General features: G+C 60.6%; 18 protein-coding genes. 12 read left to right on the top strand and 6 right to left on the bottom strand.

Annotation, left to right across the window (positions count from 1 at the left end):
- Positions 1 to 3: 3 nt before the first annotated feature.
- Both GSQ73_RS09820 and GSQ73_RS09815 read right to left on the bottom strand, forming a co-directional pair.
- Positions 4 to 669, bottom strand: coding sequence for an acetyltransferase (locus GSQ73_RS09820; RefSeq protein ID WP_158883521.1), 666 nt, complete (start codon positions 667 to 669; stop codon positions 4 to 6).
- Positions 654 to 1091 (bottom strand): FdtA/QdtA family cupin domain-containing protein, encoded by a 438-nt coding sequence (locus GSQ73_RS09815; protein ID WP_158883519.1) that lies wholly within the window; start codon positions 1089 to 1091, stop codon positions 654 to 656. Before GSQ73_RS09815 ends, GSQ73_RS09820 begins: the two co-directional genes overlap by 16 nt.
- Before the next feature lie 358 nt (positions 1092 to 1449).
- On the opposite strand from GSQ73_RS09815, the gene GSQ73_RS09810 reads away from it, so the two are divergent.
- The 7 genes from GSQ73_RS09810 to GSQ73_RS09780 all read left to right on the top strand — a co-directional run bounded on the left by GSQ73_RS09810 (position 1450) and on the right by GSQ73_RS09780 (position 7370).
- Positions 1450 to 1989, top strand: a complete 540-nt coding sequence (locus GSQ73_RS09810) for a cytochrome b/b6 domain-containing protein (RefSeq protein WP_174236115.1) — start codon at positions 1450 to 1452, stop codon at positions 1987 to 1989.
- A gap of 39 nt (positions 1990 to 2028) precedes the next feature.
- Complete coding sequence (locus GSQ73_RS09805) at positions 2029 to 3405, top strand: cytochrome C (protein WP_158883517.1); 1377 nt, start codon at positions 2029 to 2031, stop codon at positions 3403 to 3405.
- Between the two features lie 77 nt (positions 3406 to 3482).
- Complete coding sequence (locus GSQ73_RS09800; protein WP_254063449.1) at positions 3483 to 3818, top strand: c-type cytochrome; 336 nt, start codon at positions 3483 to 3485, stop codon at positions 3816 to 3818.
- A 90-nt stretch (positions 3819 to 3908) separates the two neighbouring features.
- Complete coding sequence (locus tag GSQ73_RS09795) at positions 3909 to 4748, top strand: hypothetical protein (RefSeq protein ID WP_254063371.1); 840 nt, start codon at positions 3909 to 3911, stop codon at positions 4746 to 4748.
- Positions 4749 to 4858: 110 nt separating this feature from the next.
- Positions 4859 to 5443: a sigma-70 family RNA polymerase sigma factor gene (locus tag GSQ73_RS09790; protein ID WP_158886355.1), complete on the top strand. Its 585-nt coding sequence runs from the start codon at positions 4859 to 4861 to the stop codon at positions 5441 to 5443.
- A complete protein-coding gene (locus GSQ73_RS09785; protein WP_158883513.1) occupies positions 5440 to 6072 on the top strand; it encodes a zf-HC2 domain-containing protein in 633 nt (210 codons plus the stop codon). The genes GSQ73_RS09790 and GSQ73_RS09785 overlap by 4 nt, the downstream gene beginning before the upstream one ends.
- A gap of 68 nt (positions 6073 to 6140) precedes the next feature.
- Entirely contained in the window at positions 6141 to 7370 is a 1230-nt protein-coding gene (locus tag GSQ73_RS09780) for a S8 family serine peptidase (protein ID WP_254063448.1), read from the top strand.
- A gap of 32 nt (positions 7371 to 7402) precedes the next feature.
- Here GSQ73_RS09780 and GSQ73_RS09775 read toward each other — a convergent pair whose 3' ends face one another.
- On the bottom strand, positions 7403 to 8107 hold the full coding sequence (locus GSQ73_RS09775) for a DUF2968 domain-containing protein (protein WP_158883509.1): 705 nt from the start codon (positions 8105 to 8107) through the stop codon (positions 7403 to 7405).
- Between the two features lie 96 nt (positions 8108 to 8203).
- Positions 8204 to 8917: an autoinducer binding domain-containing protein gene (locus tag GSQ73_RS09770; RefSeq protein ID WP_158883507.1), complete on the bottom strand. Its 714-nt coding sequence runs from the start codon at positions 8915 to 8917 to the stop codon at positions 8204 to 8206.
- 97 nt (positions 8918 to 9014) lie between these two features.
- Here GSQ73_RS09770 and GSQ73_RS09765 point away from each other — a divergent pair, with 97 nt between their 5' ends.
- From GSQ73_RS09765 to GSQ73_RS09755, 3 genes are all read left to right on the top strand, one after another.
- A complete protein-coding gene (locus tag GSQ73_RS09765; RefSeq protein WP_158883505.1) occupies positions 9015 to 9455 on the top strand; it encodes a DUF4902 domain-containing protein in 441 nt (146 codons plus the stop codon).
- Positions 9456 to 9587: 132 nt separating this feature from the next.
- Positions 9588 to 10199: an acyl-homoserine-lactone synthase gene (locus GSQ73_RS09760; protein WP_158883503.1), complete on the top strand. Its 612-nt coding sequence runs from the start codon at positions 9588 to 9590 to the stop codon at positions 10197 to 10199.
- Positions 10148 to 11311, top strand: coding sequence for a helix-turn-helix domain-containing protein (locus GSQ73_RS09755; protein ID WP_158883501.1), 1164 nt, complete (start codon positions 10148 to 10150; stop codon positions 11309 to 11311). Before GSQ73_RS09760 ends, GSQ73_RS09755 begins: the two co-directional genes overlap by 52 nt.
- A gap of 1 nt (position 11312) precedes the next feature.
- Here the strand turns inward: GSQ73_RS09755 and GSQ73_RS09750 are convergent, their stop codons facing one another.
- Positions 11313 to 12110 carry an OmpA family protein gene (locus GSQ73_RS09750; RefSeq protein ID WP_254063370.1) on the bottom strand — a complete coding sequence of 266 codons (798 nt, stop codon included), beginning with the start codon at positions 12108 to 12110 and terminating at the stop codon, positions 11313 to 11315.
- A gap of 58 nt (positions 12111 to 12168) precedes the next feature.
- Positions 12169 to 16134 carry a YadA-like family protein gene (locus GSQ73_RS09745; protein ID WP_254063369.1) on the bottom strand — a complete coding sequence of 1322 codons (3966 nt, stop codon included), beginning with the start codon at positions 16132 to 16134 and terminating at the stop codon, positions 12169 to 12171.
- A 1423-nt stretch (positions 16135 to 17557) separates the two neighbouring features.
- Between GSQ73_RS09745 and GSQ73_RS09740 the strand changes: the two genes are divergently transcribed.
- Both GSQ73_RS09740 and GSQ73_RS09735 read left to right on the top strand, forming a co-directional pair.
- Positions 17558 to 18142 (top strand): TetR/AcrR family transcriptional regulator, encoded by a 585-nt coding sequence (locus tag GSQ73_RS09740; RefSeq protein ID WP_158883497.1) that lies wholly within the window; start codon positions 17558 to 17560, stop codon positions 18140 to 18142.
- Positions 18123 to 19562 (top strand): nitrilase-related carbon-nitrogen hydrolase, encoded by a 1440-nt coding sequence (locus GSQ73_RS09735; RefSeq protein ID WP_158883495.1) that lies wholly within the window; start codon positions 18123 to 18125, stop codon positions 19560 to 19562. Before GSQ73_RS09740 ends, GSQ73_RS09735 begins: the two co-directional genes overlap by 20 nt.
- Positions 19563 to 19887 lie beyond the last annotated feature (325 nt).

The following is a 19887-nucleotide window of genomic DNA, read 5'->3' as shown; positions in this document are numbered from 1 at the left end:
TCTTCAAAGCCTCACGTCGAGACTGGATTTGTCCGGCACGGCGCGCGCGGGAGAACCGACATAAATGCGACCCGGCTCGGTGTCGCGCGTGACCAGTGCGCCGGCGCCGATGATGTTGTCCGCCGCCACTTTCACGTGGTCGTTGAAGGTGGCATTCACGCCGATGAAGCTGCTTTCGCCGACATCGCAATAGCCGGAAATGACCGCGTGCGAAGCGACGAACACGTGATCGCGAACGACAGTGCGATGGCCGACGTGGTTGCCGCTCCACAGGATGCAGTTGTTGCCGATCTCGACGAAAGGCTGGATGACGTTGCCCTCGAAGATGAAGCTGTTCTCGCCGACTTCCGCGTTGCGCCATACGAATGCGCGCGTGCTGATGTACGTGGCGAACTGGTAACCGCGCGATTTCGCGTCGCGATAGAAACGCGTGCGCACGCGGTTGAGTTCGCTGGCGGGAATCGCAACGAAGACATCGAAATCCGACGGCGGATAATTTTGTTCGATGTTTTCATAGGCGATCACGGGGCGACCGGCGAGCTCCTGCTGCGCGAGGTACTTGCGATCCACGCTGAAGGCGACGACATCGCGATCGCTGTCGTGTGCGAAGTATTCGCAGGCGATCTGGGCGAACTCGCCCGCGCCGATCAGGACTAGCGGCCTGGCCATGCTGCCGAGCCCTCCCGCCGCAGCGTGCCGTTCACTTCGCCCAGAAAATCGTCGTAGTTGGTGATGTAGTCGGCCGGGTCGTAGTACTGGTCGGCCAGCACCATCAGCACGCAGTCATCGCTGAAATCGTAGAGCTCGCGCCAGACCATGCTGCCGAGCAAAAGGCCCTGCGATGGATCGTCGAGCGTTACTTCCACCGGCCCGGTGCCGTCGTCGAGCAGAAACGTTACCGAACCACGCACCGTCACCGCCAGTTGATTGAGATGGCGATGCGCGTGCTGGCCGCGATGCACTTTTTCTTTCGTGGCGAACAGGTAGTACACGCGCTTGATCTCGAACGGCACGTTTCGATCCTGCTCCAGCGCGATGAGCATGCCGCGGCCGTCACCATGCTTCTGCAACTGGACTCGCTCGATTTCCATGTTTGGCCCCAAGGCGTGGATGGGAGTTCACCGACCTCTTTGAGTGCCGGCTCGCGAGCGAAAGGTTGTACGTGTTGCAGCGAAGGCGCCTGTCTTCAACGCGCGACTCCGATGCGTGCGCGTCACCGATGACGCGATGCAACCTTTCGCGGCACGGCCGGCACTCATTCGTACATGGTCACTCCGGCCTGCGCATCCTTCGTTCAGAGCGGCAACGCCTGAGCGGGCGCGGGAATTGTTCGACGACGGCGAAGCGCAAGGACCTCTCGGAATGGGATTGGAGAACAACGCGCAGCACGATGGCAGCGTGACGTCCGCAGCGGACGTCGTGGGTGATTCGGGGCATCCGTCCGATGCGATGGCATCACCGCTCGCACGCCCGCGAAAACTGGTGGTTCTGCACTGGCTGACGGCGCTCTGCGTGACGCTGGCCGCTGCGCTGATCCTCACGCGCGATGAAGTTTCCGGCCGCGCGCTGCGCATGTGGCTGCTGGAGGGTCACCGGCATTTCGGCTTGTTCGTGCTGATCCTTTTCTTTGTGCGGATCGCGCTGCGCATCCGGTTGGGCAAGCTGCCTTCCGAAGACAACCCGTCGCGCCTCGTCCACCTGCTTGCGGTGTTGAATCATCTCGCGCTGTATGCGCTGTTGCTGGCGCAACCACTACTTGGCTGGACGCTCAGCAGTGCGCAGGGCAAGCCGGTTCATTTTTTCGGACTGACGTTGCCCGCGCTCGTGGGCGCCGATGAAGACCTCGCGGACCGCCTGCAGGCCTGGCACCAGGACGCCGCATGGCTGTTGCTCGCCCTTTTGATACTGCATATCGCCGCTGCGCTCTGGCATCACTTCGTCGTGCGCGACGGCGTGTTGCGCAGGATGTTGCCGCAACGCCGGCGCTGATCACGCTTCATTACCGCACCACCGCAACAAGGAGACATCATGTTGTCTTTTCTGCATCGACGCGCGGCGCGCACACCCGACAAAAGGCATGTGTGGAGTAGCGTTGCGGCGCTCGTGCTGCTCGCTTGCGCCAGCACCGCACACGCCATTCCTGTATACGCGCGACAGACCGGGTCGGCCTGCGCCGATTGCCATGCCGCAGCCTACGGCGCAGCCGGCGCCGGCCCGAACCTCACGCCTTACGGCATGCGTTTCAAGTTGAACGGATACACCGATACCGATGGCAACGGCACCAAGATTCCGCTGGCCGCGCAGCTCACGGAATCACATAGCGCACCGGCGAAAGGCGTCAGCACGACCAACCTGACCGAAGCGGATTTGTACATCGCCGGACGTTTGACCGATCAGATCGGTGGCTACATCAAGGTCGAGGCCGATCATGTCGGGCACGACACGTACAACACCAAACTCAGCACCGTGGACCTGCGCTTCGTCGCCAAAGAGCTCAAGCTCGGCGGCAAGAACCTGACCCTCGGCGTGAGCGTCAACAACAGTCCCGGCTTCGACGATCCCATCTCGATATTGCCGGCGGCGATGAGCTTCGGGCCGCCGGGCGGACAAGGGCCGACTGGCACGTTCCTCAATCTTTCCAGCGCCAACTCGCCGACCAACCGCGTCATCGGCGCCACGTTCTACGGGCTCTACGACGCCAACTGGTACGGCGAAGTGGGCACCTACGATTCGCTGCCGAGATCCACCCAGGATCACCTCGGCTACAACATCTCCGGCGACCCGGGAAAAATCAGCGACACCGGCTATTTCCGCTTCGCGTACATGAAGGATCTCAAGCGGCAGTTCTTCTCCGTCGGCGTGGTGGGATTGACGACAAAACGTGAGCTGCAGCGCGTCGGACCAGCGGACGATCTCACTGATCTGGGCTACGACCTGTCGTACCAGTTTCTCGGCAACCGGGAAAACATCGTGCAGGTCAGTTACGTGAACATTCTCGAAAAACGAAAGTACGGCAGTACGTTCGAGAGCCCGACCGTTCCGGGATTGTTCGCTTCGTCGCGCGGCGCGCTGCACGACGAAACCCTGAGCGTCGCGTACATCTTCAAGCAGAGCTACGGCGTGCAGGTGGCGCACATCGAGAGCAACGGAACGCGCGACGACGTTCGCTTCGGGCCATACGGCAATCCCGATACCGCGGCCAATCTCTTCAGCGTGTTCTGGACGCCGTTCGGCAAGGACGATTCGTTCACCTCGATCGCGAACATGAGAATTTCCGCCACCTGGTTTCGCTTCACCCGCTTCAACGGCGCCACCAGCAATATTTTCGGCGTTCCGCTGGGCGTCGAAAGCACCAAGCCAGGCGATCTGAACGCGTTCACCGTTTCGGTGAGTGCAGCATTCTGAAAACACGCAAAGGAATCTGAAACGTGACGAAGTCAACCTTGGGCCTTTGTGCCGCAGTGCTTATTCTCGGCTGGACGCTGGACTCGCCCCTGGTCCGCGCCGGTGACGCCAGCGCGGGGTCGGATGTTTTCAAGTCGGAGTGCGCCGAATGCCACAGCGTCAAGCAGGGTCGCAATAAAAAAGGCCCGAGCCTGTTCGGCATCGTGGGGCGCAAGGCGGCCTCGCTGCCTGACTACAACTATTCCGACGCACTGCGCAGCCACACCGACTGGGTGTGGACAGCGGACAAGATTCACAGTTATCTGTCGCAGCCGGCCAAACAGGCCGACCCCGGCACCAAGATGAAATACGATGGACTCAGCAACGCCAAGGATCTGGACGATCTCATCTCCTACCTCGGTACGATCCACTGATGATTTTACGTAACCCGCAAGCCATCGGAATGATGCGCTTCACTTTCGCGTCGGCATGGATCGCCCGGCCAAGGGAGCGATGATCCGGACATGACCAACCAACGCTTCCCGCGCGCAGCGTTGTGTTTGCGTCATCGTTCCTTTCAACTCCCGCATCGCAGGATCGGCATCGATCATCGCTACCGCAGCGCGCGACACCTTGCGCTGTTGGCGCTGATCGCCGGCTCCGGCACTTCACCGATGCTGCATGCGCAATCCTCGACGTTCGGGGGCACGGTAGCGGTGAGTTCGGAGCTGATGGACCGCGGTCAGGCAATCACCGGCAACACGCCGATACTGCAGGCCGCCGCTTCGTGGACATCGGTCAGCGGCTGGTCGCTGGGTGTGTCGGCAGGTACCAAGTCCGGTTCGCCCGGCCGGCTGGTCGAAGGGCTCGCGCAGGTTTCTCACTACTGGTCGCTTTCCGGCGACTGGCAGATGCAGGCCAGCGCGCTGTATTACCGCTACCCCGGAAGCGCCGGTGTCCGCGCCTACGACCGGGCCGAAAGCGGCGTCAACTGGACCTATCGCGACGTGCTGACCATGGGCGTATCGGCCATCTATGTGCTCGGCGCTAAAACGCACCGCATGCGCGGCGCCGCCGATCTCGGCTTTCACTGGCCGCTGGCTTGGAACCTGTCTCTCACGGCCGGCGTCGGGGTTGCCCAGGCGCTGGTTGCGCCGTATACCCGCTACCAGTACGGTCGCACGGGTACCTACGCCTACCTTCATGAGGGTGGCCTGCTCGGTTACGGTCAGGTGGGTTTGATGTGGAGCCGCGGGCCGTGGCGGATCGAAGTGGCCCGGGTCATGGCCGATGCCGCGACCCGGCAGCAATGGGCAAGCCTGAATGCATCGCCATGGATCGGCACGCTGTCGCGATCCTTTTGACCGGGTATCGGCTGTTCCTCGATCCTTCGAGCGCGGGGCAACCTTTTGGCGCTGATGCGGTACTTACGGGTAGCGAACCCACCGCGATCCGACGGATGACTTCCGAGCCTATGAACGACGCTGATATCGATGCCGACGCGACCGACCGCATGCTGCTGCAGCGCATGGCGGCGGGCGATCGCGTGGCGCTGGGCATTCTCTACCGTGGATACCACGGCCGACTTTGCCGCTTCCTTTCGCGATTGACGCGACGCCCCGACGTGATCGAGGAAGTGATCAACGATTGTTTCTGGATCGCCTGGCAGAAAGCCGGCAATTTCCACGGCGACTCGCGCGTTTCCACCTGGCTGATGGGCATTGCCTATCGCTGCGGACTGAAGGCGCTGCGCCAGCACGGCGACGAGCCCGTGGAGGAAAGCAACCTGCCGGAGCTGCGCACGCCAGCGCACGATCTGGACGACGATCGCGAACTGCGCGACTGGCTCGGCAAGGGACTCGAGCGTCTTTCTGCAGACCAGCGGGTCGTGGTCGAACTGGTTTACGGGGTGGGCCATTCGCTGGACGAAGTCGCCGTGATCATGCAGTGCCCGGTGGGTACGGTGAAGGCGCGGCTGTTTCACGCCCGGGTCAAATTACGCAACGTGCTTCCGGCTCTCGCCGGCGAAGCGCCACTTCACAAGGAGAACGCACCATGACGTTCCCGATGGATTCCGGCAGGGAATGCGTCCGCGCCTGGGAAGCGATGCCCTGGGTGTTGCAGGACAATGCTCCGCAGGATCAGAAAGACTGGCTCGAAGGCCATCTCGCGCATTGCGCCGAGTGTCGTGCAGAGTTCGCGCAGCAGAGTCGCCTGCGAATGGCGATGTCGCTGCCTTCGGATATTCCACTCGATGCCAACGCCGGCTTCAGCCGTCTGATGGGTCGCCTCGATCGCCCTGAAGTTCCGGAAGTGCGCGTGCGTTCGCGATCGGTCAACTGGTTGAGCCGCGCGCTGGTGGCCACCGTGCTGATCCAGGCACTGGGCATCGGTGCACTTGGGTTGAAGCTGTGGTCGGCGGGCGAAAATCCCCTGTATCGCACGCTCAGCCAGGAATCTGCCGCTGTTCCTGCCGGCAGCATTCGCGTCGTACCCGATGTCGCGATGACTGTCGCGGACTGGAATGCCTTGCTGCACACCTTGCAATTGAAAGTCGTGGACGGTCCGAACGACGTCGGCGCGTATACGGTCGCGTCGATCGCATCGACATCCACTACGCATGCGCTGCAGCAGTTGCGTGCCACGCGCGGTATTCGCCTGGCGGAGCCCATCAACGCCACGCCATGAAGTACCGCGTCCTTTTTCTTGTTGCAGTCGTGGCGGCATTGAATGCGTGCGCGCTGTCGCGCCCGACGATGCCGCGCAACGACCAGGCCGGCCATCGTGCAGTCGCGGCATCGAGCGTGTCATCGATGAACAGCGGGCGCGACATCGTGCTGGCTGTCGACAATCCGCTGGAGCCGCCACCGATTCATGCCGGTTCGAGCCTGCTTGGTTATGCGCCATCGAGAATCTACGGTGCCGGCCAGCGTGCCGCCGCCACCGTTGCCGCGCTGAAGCGACAGTATGGAATGCGTGAAGTCACCGGCTGGCCGATCAAGGCGCTCGATGTGTATTGCGTCGTGCTCGAACCGCCCGCCGGCGTGACGCGCGATGCGCTCATCAAGATGCTCGCCAAGGACAAACGCGTTCAACTAGCGCAGCCTTTGCATGACTATGCCGTCTATGCGGACAAGGCCAGCGCTGCACGCAAGTACAACGATCCCTACGTGAACCTTCAGCGCGGCTTCGTCGAAACCGATGCCGCCGTCGCTCAAAGCGTCAGCCAGGGTAGCGGCGTGCATGTCGCGATCGTCGATACCGGCGTCGACGTCGTGCACCCGGATCTCCAGGGCCGCATCAGCGACACGCACGACATGGACGACGGCAACACCGCGTCGTTCAATGGCGATAGTCACGGCACCGAAGTCGCCGGCGTCATCGCCGCAAGCGGTGACAACCATCAAGGCATCGTCGGCATGGCGCCCAAGGCCATGCTCAGCATCTACAAGGCCTGCTGGTATCCAGCCACGACCAACGCCGGCGCCCGCTGCAATTCCTTTACCTTGGCGAAGGCGCTGGCCGGCGTCATCGATACCGATGCGCGCATCGTCAACCTGAGCCTCGGCGGGCCCGCCGATCCGCTGCTGCATCGCCTGCTCGTGCACTTGCTCGAGCAGGGTCGCATCGTGGTGGCGGCGATGCCGCCTGATGGAAGCATCGACGGATTTCCAGTCGATACGCCGGGCGTCATCGTGGTCCGCATGAGTGCACCCACAGCAGCACCGCACGGCATTCTCAGTGCTCCCGGCAATGACATCCTGACCACGCAACCCGGCGGCGGTTACGACTTCACCTCGGGCTCGTCGATGGCCGCTCCCCATGTGAGCGGCATCGTCGCGTTGTTGCTGTCCATCGCGCCTGGACTGGATGCACGCACCGCACACGATCTTCTGCTTCGAAGCAGCAAGGTATCCGGCGGCGTGTTGCAGGTGAACGCGGCGGCAGCGGTAGCGGCGCTTCGCGCACAGCAAGTCGCGCCGTAGCGGCTACATCGAAGCGAATAGCGACGCGTGATTTACGGAGAAGACGTCTGGCTCGTGTCGGCTTGTGCCGGCGAGGATGCAGCGCCTGCAGAAGAGGCCGCGCCTGCTGGAAGGCTCAGGTCGGGATTCCCCTGCTGTGCTTCGAGCTTGTGGATGTTCTGCTGAACCTCATCCAGCTGGCTGCTTGTAGCGCGCAGATCTCCGCTCAGCGCAACCGCCTTCTGTCGTCCCTGCTCCTGCAAAGCCGCGACCTGCTGACCCTGACGTTGCTGTAGCAGCGCGTCTTGCTGCAATTTGTGCAGGCGCGATTCGTTCAGGGCCACGAGATGCTGCGCATATTGCTTGCCCGCTTCCAGTCGCAAGGTATCGATGTCCACTTCAGCCAGCTTCGCCGTCTGATCTGCAAATACGCGGAAGGTGTTTTCTGCATTCTTCACCGAGTCGGTCTGGATGACGCGCCAGAACGACTGGTCATGCGAAAGCGTGACGAAGTAGTTCAACGTATCCGCCTGGAAAAGCAGGCTCGCGCTGTAGCTGCCGTTGCGCGTGCTGCGCACTTCCGCCACATCGTGGCTGGCGATCAATCGTTGAAGACTGGCGATCGTGCTTTCGGAGGCAGCCGAAGAATCCGGCGAGTCTTCTCCCGGCGCCGGCGGGTGGGCGAAAACCGCGGTGGCGGTTCCGGCAAACATCAGCAAGAACACGGCTGTCGAAGCGTATCGGGTGATCGATTTCATGGGCGAGTCCCTCTCATTTTGCAGATCCGACATGGAACATGGGCATCCAGTCTCCGAGCTCACCGTTGTCTCGAAAACCGGATGTTCGTCGTGCGATCAATCCAGTGCATTGAGTAACAAAGCCTTGGCCACCGCCTGCGTCTTGTTGACGACATTGAGCTTGCTCAGCGAACTGGCGATATGAAATGTCACTGTACGTTCGGTGATGCCCAGGATGGTCGCGATCTCGTCAGCGGTTTTTCCCGCCGCACTCCATCGCAGCACTTCGCGTTCGCGATTCGACAATTCGCGAATGGTTTCCGGCATGACGCGCTGCAGTTCAACCGAGCCGATCAGGCCATGGACCACATGCGCCAGCCATACCAGTTTCATCTCCGTGTCGGCGAGCTCGAGTTCCGTCACCGGTCGAGAAGAGCGCGCCAGCGACAGCATGCCTGTCGTCATGTGTCGACCATACGTGGCCATGGCCCAGCCATGCCGTATGCCATGCGCCTGCGCGTCTTCCCAGAACGCCGGCTCGCTGGTATCGCGCGCATCGGCCCACGTCAGTGGCGCCATGTCTTGCACGACCTTGTGGATGATCGGATCGACTTCCAGATATTTGTTGCTGAAGTAATGCTCGAGCCAATGCACGGGATACGTGCTTGCCCATACGACGGAAGGTTCTGAAACAGGAATCGGCATGCGCAACACGTAGGAGCAGTATTCGAAGCCGAGGTCACCGACGATGCCAGCGAGCTCCTTGACGATATCGTCCGCGGAATTCGCCGCAAGGGCGAGTCGGTGGAGGGAATCTTCGCGCCATGTCATGCGTGCGATCACTTCTGTCAATCTGCAAAAGCTGACAGCTGTGTGCCATGGCAGGAACGGCATAAGGTAAAAGACCCTGCCCTACCTGGAACACGCCGTGGCATCCGCATTTTCTTCATCCCAAGTCTCCCCCAAAGGACTTTTCGATGGCTACGTCCGCATCACGTTCGATGCATTGGCCCAAGTCGTGTTTTCTGAAAGACACGCTTGGGAGGACGAGAGTCTGAGAGAAGACCTTGCTCACGAAGATGTTCCCGCTCTCCGGGCAGGATACTGCGAATGGAGTGCGTCGGGGACCGCACGACAAATCAGCATTGGCTGGGCGTGGTTCGTGTCACAAACTGGACGTGTGCTTCTCGCGCCGGGCGGGTTGAGCACCAATCTCATGCTGGTAGGTTCGCAACGTTTCGACCTGGGATGCAAAAAAACGAATGAGTTGTTGCACGCATGGCTTTCAGGCGTTGCGTGGCAGACAACACTTGAGTCCGACAATATCGTGACGCTCGTTTCGAATGACTCGGCTCCATGGCCGTTTTGATCCACGTTCGATTTTTACTTGCCAGCTAGTACGCGCGTTACGTCTCGCGTACCAACTGTAGGAATCTACAGTTCTCCCACCGCTTGCTTTCACCTTCAATGTCTTCATTCAGCCTTCGCAGAGTGACGGACCATGGTGACGATGCTGGCAGGCACAAGGAAACAGCTGCCGGTGGGACTGGAAGCAGAACTGGCTTCCTACCGGCACTCGATATTCATCGAGACACTGCATTGGCAGTTGCCTGTCGTCGACGGTCTTGAGCGGGACCAGTTCGATCGCCCCGACACCTTGTATGTCGTGGCCAAGGATGAGCTGGGAGTCATCTGCGGATGCGCGCGGCTGCTGCCGACCACTCAGGCATATCTGCTCGACGAAGTGTTTCCACACCTCATGAACGGAGAGTGCGCGCCACACTCGCCGGAAGTCTGGGAGCTTTCGCGCTTCTCCACGAAGACGACACACGAAACATCTGCGTTGTCACGTGAGGATGCGCGTCAACATTTCTGCCTGTTGTTCGCAGCGTTGGTCACCGCTGCCATGGAACATGGTGCCACGCGACTGATCACGTTCACCGCCATGGGTGTCGAGCGGATTCTGCGCAGCATCGGCATGCACGCTCATCGTGTCGGCCCACCACAACTGGTCGACGGCAAGCCGGTGCTCGCGATGTGGATCGAACTCGATGCACAAACATGCCAGGCCTTGAACATCCAGCAGGACGCAAGCATCCGTCTTTCTCACTGAGTAGCGCCTCGACGCGGAAACCAGGAACCGATGTCGAAGTCCCCTTTTCACGGTCGCCCTGGCCAATTCGTAGTGTTTTCCCTGGTGACGTCATGGCGAGTTTTCGGCCCGATGGATTGATTCCAGCCTCCCAGGGAACTGCCGGAGTGCAGCTGTCGCATTGCGACCTGGCCATGTTCATTGCGCAACTAAAATCCAGCAGGATGCAGGTGCTGCTGCTGGACACCGCCGATCCGCAGGCATTCGTCGGCTCGCTGAAACAAGGTCAATCATTTGCCTGCAGCAGCGAATACTGTTTCGGTTTTCGCGCTCGCTTCGTGATGCCCGCGGATTTTTTTCTGCTGGGATACATGCACCGCGCTGGCGACAACAGCTGGTGCCAGGGCGTGCCAATGACGGCAGATACTGCATTTTCCGTGATGCCGGGACAAACCGCCGACTTCATGTTCGGAGCCGGCACACGCGTGACGCACGTTCTCCTGCCGACGGGTGGCATGCGCCCGGGTTCCCTGAAAGCGCTGCCGGCACCTGCCGAACCGCGACTGTTCGTCAAACTTTTTCAAACGGCTGGCAACGACACATTCGCCCGGCTCGAAAAAATCTATCAGCAGATTCGCTGGAAGGTGATCCTTCAGGCTGACGCTGCATACAGTTCGTTCGTCACCCCGATCGATCTGCAAGCGCTTGTCGAATGCCATGCCGCCGCAAGCCTGTCCGCAACGGGGAAGAGCATTCTCGGTTGTTGCAGATCGCGACGAAAACACTACCGTGTCGTCGAGCGCACCGAGCACTTCATACGCGCGAATCTGGGCGTGGACATCTACCTCTCCGACATGTGCGACGCCGCCGAGGTCAGCGAACGCACGCTTCGCTATGCCTGCCAGGATCTCCTGGGTATTTCGCCCATGCGATTTCTTTCGTCGCTGCGTCTTTGTGTTGCTTTCATCGAACTGAACGAAGCAGACGCAAGCCGCCGCTCAGTGAAGTCCGTCGCGATGGATTGCGGAATGCATGACCTCTCAAGATTTGCCGAAGCATACAAACGGTTGTTCGGTGAGCTGCCACACGACACGCTGCTGCGACCGTCATCAGGCGAATGGATGACTAACTGACTCAGGGCTTGGCAGTTCCGGACAATTCCACCCTGCGATTTGGCGCGAGGCAAATGATCAGGGTGGCTTTGTCGGAGTTTGCGCAGTGCACGATCGGATTCTCTGCACCGCGTCCGTGCGCGGTGATCACATTTTCCGGCACGCCGCCTGCGACGAGGTAGTCGCGCACGGATGAAGCGCGCCGACGCGACAGTTCCAGGTTGTAACGCGCGCTGCCGAGGCGATCGGTATAACCGACGACGACGACGTCCTGAATGTCGCTCGCATTGCGTACTTGCGCCAGCACTTGTGAGAGTTTCTGCTTTCCCGACGATGTCAGTTCGGACTTGTCGAAATCGAACAGCATGTCCGACGAAAGACGAACAGGTTCGGAAGGCATCGGCGCTGTCGTGGGTACAACTTCCGCCTGAGGCGCAGGCAACAAGACCCGGCTGCACGACGCCGGCATCCAGTACATGCCGGTGGAAAGTCCGTGTTTGTCGAACGCAACCTGATATTGGCAACGCAAAGTGTCCCCGTTGCTACCAGCGTTGCGAAAGTCGAAGAGATAATTCCAGGTGCGAACACCGAACACGCCTTCGTTGAAATGCGGCGTCCCGAGCAACCGGTGCAGCTGCGCCTTGGTCATCCCTGTTTTGACTTTACCGAGATCGTCCAGATTGACGAAATCGCCTTCCGGCATGGTCGACTTTGCCTGATCGGGAAATATCGCCGGTCCGTTCGCTGCGGCATTTCTTGCTTGCTGATCTGCGCATCCCGCAGTCATCAGAGCTGCCAGCATCCATCCATACAAGCTCATGCTTTTCATCGTCACGCGGCCTTTTTCGTCTACGTCCGTATGTGGATGCCACGCGTCCCTACCACTGCATGCCTGCTCCGATCGTCACACCGGCATCGCCGCGCGTATCGGTCGATCCCGTCAGTTTGTAAACCCACCTGCCGCCTTCGGAAATTGTCGAGACGCCGATAGCCAGGCTCGACTCGCCCCGAAAGCTGCCGGCCGAAACGGATGCCATGCTCTTGCCGGGCTCGTATGCCTGTGGCAGCCCGCTCATCGCCATGGCTGCAGCCACGCCTGCGTTGGCGCGATTGCTGATCCGTTGGAGTTGCTGATCGGTGTATGCATTGGCCCAATTGACTGCCTGACCGATGCCGGCATTCAGCTGATCCACATTCACGGCGTCGGTGTTGGCGATGCCCGCACCCACGTTGTGGATCACGGTCGTGCCACTGCCATTACCCAGCGTCACGTTGTTGTAGTCCGTGCTGCCGTCGGCGTGCTGGTCGTAGCGCACGGTGCCTTGCTGGGATGCGGTCACCGTCGAGGTGAGCTGGCCCATGTTCACCGCATCGGTGACCTGCGTGCCCGCTGCGACGTTGGTGATCTGACGCGTGTTGCCATCGCTGCCCACCGACACCGTGTTCGCGCGATCTGCAACGGACCCGGCACCGATGGCCACGGCGTTGTCCGCAGTCGCGGTGGCGCCATTGCCGACCGCAACACTGTCGCTGCCGCTTGCCTTGGCCACCGGACCGATGGCAACGCTGTTTGAACCACTGGCAGACGAATCGGCCAGTGTCGAATTCGCGTGGAAATATTTGGAACTGCCGCCACCATCCGTCGGAAGATTCTGCAAATCGGTGTACAGGCTGTAGTTGCTGTAGATGTTGTTGACGTCCTGCGTCCAGTGCCACAGCTGCGAGCCGTTGACGGCGTCGCTGCTGGTGGACAGCTCCGCACCTGCAGCGAGTTGCGTGATGCGCACCAGTGCACCACTGCCGTTACCGGTCAGCGTGATGGAGTTGGTGGCATGGCCCGCTGTATCCGCATCATATTTCACGGCCAGCTGGTCCACCGACTGCACCTGGTTGTTCACGGCCTGCAACTGCTCGACGTTGACCGCGTCGTTTGCGGCAGAGCCTGCAGCCACGCCGGTGATCTGGCGATTGCCGATATTCACTTCGCCCGCGGATGTCTGCGGCGCGGTCAGCCCGTAAGCGGTGTAGTTCGTCAATGCGCCCACCAGCGTGACCGAACCGGCACCAAGGGCCACGCTGTTGGCCATGCTGGCGTTGGCACCCGTGCCCATTGCGAAAGCGTTGTTGGCGCTGGCTGTTGCACCATTGCCGATCGCGACACTGCTCGCGCCCGTGGCCTCGGCAAGCGGACCTACCGCCACGCTGTCAGCACCGCTCGCGCTGCCATCGGCGAGCAAGGATTTCACGTGGAAATATTTGATGCCCTGGCCGGACCCACCGCCCGTGAGCGCATCGAGCACGTTCTGCACGGATGCGTAAGTAGCGCCGCCATAGGTCAGGTTCGCGATCACTACGCCCGTGTTCGGATCGAACGACGAGCCACCGCCGAACGCGGTGGCCGTGGAGCTGCCTATCGTGTTGACTCCCGCGACCACCGAATAGAGTTGCGATCCGTTGATCGCATCGGTGGAAGCTGCGGCGACTACGCCCGGTGCGAGATTCTGCAATTGACGCTCGGCGCCACCGGCACCGATCGATAGCACCGACGATGCCGTACCCGCGGCCGTGCCACCAAACAATGCCGTTGTGCCCACGTGTGCCGCTGCCGTGATCGAACCGGAACCCAGGGCCACGTCGTTCGTGTTGATCGCATGCGCGCCCGTACCCGCCGCGACGCTGTCCACACCCGTTGCCGCACTGCCGGCGCCCGTACTGTTGGCCTGGAAATATTTCGTGCCGGTGTCGTAGATGTTCGAGATATTGCTGTTGGTGGCGTAGAGCTGCGCACCGTTCACCGCGTCGGTGCTGGTGGCGTTGAGCGCACCTTGATGCAGGTTGCTGATCGTGGTGCCGCCCGTCGCGCCACCATCGGTGGAAGGCGCGCCTGCGAGTGTCACGCTGTCGTAGTTCGGCGTGCCATCCAGGCGCGTGTCGTATTGCACGGCTGTATTGCCCAGCGTCGAAAGCGCGCCGTCAACAGCTTGCAACTGCGCCACATTGACCGCGTCGCTCGCTGCCGTACCGGCTGCTACGCCGGTGATCTGTCGGTACTGACTGCTAGTCGCGTCGCCTACCGATACGGCACCCAGCGTGCTGGTGGTGGCGTTGATCGCAGCGATGGTGGCGGGCGTTGCATCGGTGGGTGCATAGCCGGTGATTCCCGAGGCTGTCGATGCGATGGAGCCGAAGCCCAACGCGACGCCTCCGGCAGCCGTGACCTGTGCAGCCTGGCCGACTGCCGTGCCATTGGTTGTCGCGGCTGTCGCACCCTGCCCTACGGCGGTTGATCGAAGGCCGGACGCAATGGCGTTCATGCCGAGTGCGGTTGCATTGTTGCCGGCCGTGGCACTACGGCCGAGCGCAGTGCTCTGAGCCGAGATCGCCTGGGCACCTGAGCCGACTGCTGTGGATTGCGGCCCACTGGCCAACGAACCATCACCCAACGCAATGGAATTCTGCGCGGATGCCACCGCGTTGTTGCCGATCGCCACTTCACTGATACGTGTCAGATCTGCAGCGCTGCCCGCGATGGCGCTATTGCCGATGGCGATGCTGTTGGTGCTGATCGCCTGGCTGTTCACCCCACCGGCGATCGCGTCCGCACCTAACGCTTTGCTGGCCGTACCGGTGCTGTTTGCCTGGAAGTATTTGGTTCCGGTATTGAAAACGTTGGTGATGCTTTGGTTGGTGGCAAAAAGCTGTGATCCGTTCACTGCATCAGTGCTCGTAGCGTTAAGCGCGCCCTGATGCAGATTGGTAATCGTGGTACCGCCGGTCACGCCTCCGTCCGTGCTCGGCGCTCCCGCCAGTGTGACGACGGCTTTGCCGGCATCATCGTATTGCACGGCGTTATCCGCCACTGTGGATACGCCTTCGAGCTGCGCGACATTCACGGCATCAGTCAGCGCACTGCCGGCGGCAACGTTGGTGATCTGTCGCGCGTTGCCGGCTGAGCCGATGGACACTTCACCAGCCGAGTTCTGCAAGGCGGCAAGTCCAAAGGCAGCATAGCCAGTCAGGGCGCCACGATTGGCCACTGATCGATAGCCTAGCGCCACGCTGTTGGCGGCACTGGCGCTTGCCTCCGCACCAACGATGGTTTGCGCATTTGCCGTTCCGGATGCGTCGTCGCCGATGACCACCGAGTGACCAAGCCGCGCTTCATAGTCTGCTGTCGGCAGGCCGCTTGGATTGTTCGGATCATTCGTGCCCGACCCTGGAAACACCGTGTCGGCATCTTGCGTTGGCAAGGTGTGGCTGGCGCCGGTACCGATCACGACTTCCTTTGATCCATTCGCTGTAGCGCCATCGCCGACAAGCACTTGATAGTCCTGCGCGGCATTAAGGCCCCAACACGACTCCGTCACCAATCCAAGCAGGTTCAGGCACGTGGACGACCACGCCGGCGCATGAGTTGGCAAAGCGATGCCAAGCAAACCGCCCGGCCCGCCATTGTTGATGTTGTCGATGTAGCTGTCGGACGTGACGCCACCGATCAGCGTGAGATGCGAATTGATACCGGTGCCGCCCACGAGCGCACCGCCGGTCGACGTCAACACCGTGCCAACCGCCGTCAGATTCAACAGGGGGATGCCCAGCGCGCTCAGCGTTGAATATCCCTGGGTGAAATTCGCGTTGTTGACGCGTAACGATCCGTTACTGACATAGCCGTCTGGACTTCCAAACAGACTGTTCGTCGTCGGCCCCAGCAATTGCGAAACCGCGCCCACGACGCCGCCATTGCCCACGATGATACCCGTGGGCGAAGGTCCCGGTAGAGGTATCACCGGCTGCGATGCTGAAAGGATCGACATCGATGGCGAAAGCATGTCGCTCGAACTCATGGCGGATGTCGAAGGCCCGGCCATCGCCAAGGTCGACCGCGTACTCCACGACGCAGCCAGCGGCGATGGTGAGACCGTAGCTGTATCAGTTGCCGTTGATTCGGTGCTCGCATCGTCGAGCGCATCCGAATCCGTCGACTTGTGCTTGGCGGATTTTTTGCTGGTTTCGTGGCTTCGCCGACGATCGGCTACCGAACCGTCGATAGCGAGTGACCCCTGCGCCATCGGCTTGCCCGCATCTGTCGTCATGCTCTTGGGCGTCGGCGGCGTTGACGCGCGCGATGCCTGAACTGCCTCAGAGGATTCGTGAACTTCTGCACGAGCGACAACGGGCTGATGAATCGCTGCCGATTTTGCGACGCGAGATTCAGCGCGCGGCGCACGCGTAGCCGAACGTGGCGAAAGAGGTCGCTGAAATACCTGCGGCTCAGGCATGGCGGTGACATGCGACTCGCCTGCCTGCGCAACGGGTTTCAATGGTGTCGGCGCGACGGGTGAGTATTTGTCGACGAGCGGCAGAAGATCCGCCAACTTCGCGTTGTCCGTTGACTGCGCGAACACCGGCGATATGGCGAGTGAGCACAGCAGCAGAGATGCCAGATGCAGCGATCGCACCCCTTTCTTGCGGCAGCCCGTGCGCACCGAAGATCCACCTTTGGAGGAAGCCAGCTCCGAGACGACCACCAGAGTATTGCGAGCACGGCACCAGATCAGGCGATAAATGTGATTCATCTAATTCACCTTCCATTGCGAAATTGCGGATGACTCGACCGTTGCATGTCCACTTCATTGAACAGCAGCAGCAAATAGGTCAATGCACAAATCCGGCAGAAGGTAGTGCTTTTTCGGCAGCGCAACGGGCATATTCGGCAACTGGCAACTGACAGTCCGGCCTCCATTGATCCGCTTCGCGGCATCAACTCGTTCTCCGCACGAGCAGGCACGGAACATGCCCCGTCGTTTGCTGCTTCTGATGGCTGGCACGGCTTGCCACGACCGGCACCACGCGCAGGTGGTCATCCTCGAAGCACGCTTTCTTATTTTCGGACACGCAAAAAACGAAGGCGCCCTTGCGGGCGCCTTCTAGCTCAGGGGCGATGAGCCAACCATTTGCCCGTCCATGTCAAATCCCACCAGACATCCGATGTCTGCGCCCTGACGTCTCGTCGGCGTGGCATGACCGGGGCAAGTAGAAGCTACGTGTGCCTCGCAATTTGGGGTACTGATATTTTTTGCAGTATCCATCACGCGAGCAATGCTGTACGAGCCGGCGACCATCCAGACGACGGCATCAGCTGCAGCGTGGGTGCACGAGGAAGCCACTCATGCAGGTCTTTGAAGAGGCCAACGTCGCTTTGGCCACGTTCCGCTGATTTTAGCCAGAGTATTGCACTGCTTCACCTGATTTGTATACGCTGTATACATGCCGCGACTCACAACCGTCGAAAAAGTGATTCGTGCCGCCCATCGCATATTCGATCGAGACGGTGCGGAAGCTGTGACCATGCGTCGCGTGGCTGACGCGGTCGGCATCACGCCGATGGCGATCTACCGGCACTTCCCGAACCGCAGCGCGTTATTGAAACGACTTTCCGACGACAGCTTTCAGATCGCCGCAGAGGAATGGGAAACGCGCACCCGGCATCCTGATATCGAACGGCGCTTGATGACGCTGCTGGATCCGTATCTGGATTACGCGTTGGCGCATCCGCATTTGTTTGACCACTCTTTCTCGGTACGTCGTGATGACGCGCGACTCTATCCGGAGGATTTTCGCGCCGGGTCGTCGCCAACTTTCAATGTCGTCATCGACGCCATCATCGATGGCATGGCTCAGGGCGTTCTGAAACAGGACGATCCGCATGACGTCGGAATGACAATCTGGGCTCACCAGCATGGCCTGATCGTGCTCTACCGCGCCGGACGCTTCAGCTTCGATGAAGCGCAATTCCGCGCTTTCTGTAAACAGTCGCACGGGAGATTACTCGATGGCATCAAGGCTCGATAATCGTTTCGCCAAATTGACCTGGCTTGCCGCGACCCTGCTGACAGCCGCGATGTGGTGGCTTGGGAGCGGCCTGCAACCTCTTTGGTGGTTGACATGGTTCGCGCCGCTGCCGGTCCTCTGGCTTGCGCCAAGAGTGCGCACGCCATGGGCGTTGCTGGCTGCATTCACGGCCTACGCGATCGGTAGTCTCAACGAGTGGTCGTATCTGCATGAGGCTATCGGTTTGCCGATGGTCGCAATCATGTTTTTCATCGCCATGCCGGGCGTCATGCTCGCACTTTGCGTGTGGTTGTTCCGGCGATTGTTGTTGCGCGGCTACGTCATGGTCGCGGCGTTGTCTGTATCGTCCGCCTGGGTTTCCGCCGAATACGTCTACAGCTTGCTGTCGCCGCATAGCACGTTCGGCAACATCGCTTATACACAGATGGATGCGTTGGCGATCATCCAGGTCGCCGCCATGACCGGCCTGTGGGGCGTCGGTTTCATATTGCTGCTGCTGCCAGCAGCGATTGCCGCATGTATTGCGTCACGCACGACCGGGAAACTTCGTAGCTCAGCCCCTGTCCTCCTGGCAGCGGCAATCGTTGCGGCACTGGCCATATATGGCAGCTGGCGTTTGCGAACGCCTGCCGCAAGCACGATGCGCATTGGATTGGTGTCGTTGCAGAAACCCGCTGGCGTTTCTCTGAGCGAACCCGCAGGCCAGGCACTTGAAGTGCGCTACCTTGCCGTTGCGAATCGACTTGGCGATCAAGGCGCGAAACTTGTGCTGATGCCGGAGACCACTTTCAAACTCGCCAGCGCCAACATTCCGGCGTTTGCACAGCTCGCACACGCACGCGAAATCACCATGGCAACGGGCGTCGATTCGGAAATGAATCCGTCCAGCGCCCGCAACATGCTTATGGTGTTTCGGCCTCGCACGCCCACGCTTTTTACGTACAGCAAGCATCACCTGCTCATCGGGTTGGAGCAGTACAAACCCGGGACGGATTACACGATGCTGGATGCAACGCCGCGCATTGGTTTGGCAATTTGCAAGGACATGGACTTCCACGACATCGGCTGGGCGTACGCCGCGCGTGACACGCAATTGCTGTTGGTACCCGCATCCGATTTCACAGTCGACGGCTGGCTGCACAGCCGCATGGCGATCATGCGTGGCGTGGAAAATGGTTTTGCCATCGCGCGCGCTGCGCATGCCGGCCGTTTGACGTTGAGCGACGACCGGGGACGCGTCCTTGCCGAAGCATCAAGCGAGCACCAGGATGCCGAAGTCGTTGGAGACTTGTCGCTGCGCGAGACGCATACGCTTTACTCACGCTTCGACGATTGGTTCGCGTGGCTGAACCTGTTCGCGCTGGTGAGCTGGTTGGCAATCGCATTTCTTCCGCGCGCGCAAATAGATTCGCGGAAATGAAAGCGCAAACCGTTTGATGCCGACGCCTGCGGTCAACGGCAAGCGTCGCTTTCGCTACTACACATGTCGCGCTAACGCAGGCACCTGCGTTCGCACAACCGCACGTGAGGTAACAATGCGACACGTATAGGGCCATTTTTTCTTTGCGTGCATTGTGTCTCTCTACACCACAATCACCGCTTGCGTATCGGATGACACAAGAGTCGCGTCACGACTGCAGCAAGAAGCTGCATGCACTCACTATCAAGTGAATGCTTCAGGCCAAGATCCACAGAGCATGAGAGACCAGTCTCGGTACGACTCCCGCGATAAGGATCATCCGTAC

The organism is Rhodanobacter sp. L36, from assembly GCF_009765755.1.
In the GTDB taxonomy this organism is placed as follows: domain Bacteria; phylum Pseudomonadota; class Gammaproteobacteria; order Xanthomonadales; family Rhodanobacteraceae; genus Rhodanobacter.
This window is presented reverse-complemented; position numbering and strand designations above follow the sequence as displayed.

Excerpts from the sequence above, each read along its gene's own strand:
- GSQ73_RS09820 (WP_158883521.1), bottom strand. The coding sequence starts at position 669 with ATGGCCAGGCCGCTAGTCCTGATCGGCGCGGGCGAGTTCGCCCAGATC.
- GSQ73_RS09815 (WP_158883519.1), bottom strand. The coding sequence starts at position 1,091 with ATGGAAATCGAGCGAGTCCAGTTGCAGAAGCATGGTGACGGCCGCGGC.
- GSQ73_RS09810 (WP_174236115.1), top strand. The coding sequence starts at position 1,450 with ATGGCATCACCGCTCGCACGCCCGCGAAAACTGGTGGTTCTGCACTGG.
- GSQ73_RS09805 (WP_158883517.1), top strand. The coding sequence starts at position 2,029 with ATGTTGTCTTTTCTGCATCGACGCGCGGCGCGCACACCCGACAAAAGG.
- GSQ73_RS09795 (WP_254063371.1), top strand. The coding sequence starts at position 3,909 with ATGACCAACCAACGCTTCCCGCGCGCAGCGTTGTGTTTGCGTCATCGT.
- GSQ73_RS09790 (WP_158886355.1), top strand. The coding sequence starts at position 4,859 with ATGAACGACGCTGATATCGATGCCGACGCGACCGACCGCATGCTGCTG.
- GSQ73_RS09785 (WP_158883513.1), top strand. The coding sequence starts at position 5,440 with ATGACGTTCCCGATGGATTCCGGCAGGGAATGCGTCCGCGCCTGGGAA.
- GSQ73_RS09780 (WP_254063448.1), top strand. The coding sequence starts at position 6,141 with ATGCCGCGCAACGACCAGGCCGGCCATCGTGCAGTCGCGGCATCGAGC.
- GSQ73_RS09775 (WP_158883509.1), bottom strand. The coding sequence starts at position 8,107 with ATGAAATCGATCACCCGATACGCTTCGACAGCCGTGTTCTTGCTGATG.
- GSQ73_RS09770 (WP_158883507.1), bottom strand. The coding sequence starts at position 8,917 with ATGACATGGCGCGAAGATTCCCTCCACCGACTCGCCCTTGCGGCGAAT.
- GSQ73_RS09760 (WP_158883503.1), top strand. The coding sequence starts at position 9,588 with ATGGTGACGATGCTGGCAGGCACAAGGAAACAGCTGCCGGTGGGACTG.
- GSQ73_RS09755 (WP_158883501.1), top strand. The coding sequence starts at position 10,148 with ATGCCAGGCCTTGAACATCCAGCAGGACGCAAGCATCCGTCTTTCTCA.
- GSQ73_RS09750 (WP_254063370.1), bottom strand. The coding sequence starts at position 12,110 with ATGAGCTTGTATGGATGGATGCTGGCAGCTCTGATGACTGCGGGATGC.
- GSQ73_RS09745 (WP_254063369.1), bottom strand. The coding sequence starts at position 16,134 with ATGAGTTCGAGCGACATGCTTTCGCCATCGATGTCGATCCTTTCAGCA.
- GSQ73_RS09740 (WP_158883497.1), top strand. The coding sequence starts at position 17,558 with ATGCCGCGACTCACAACCGTCGAAAAAGTGATTCGTGCCGCCCATCGC.
- GSQ73_RS09735 (WP_158883495.1), top strand. The coding sequence starts at position 18,123 with ATGGCATCAAGGCTCGATAATCGTTTCGCCAAATTGACCTGGCTTGCC.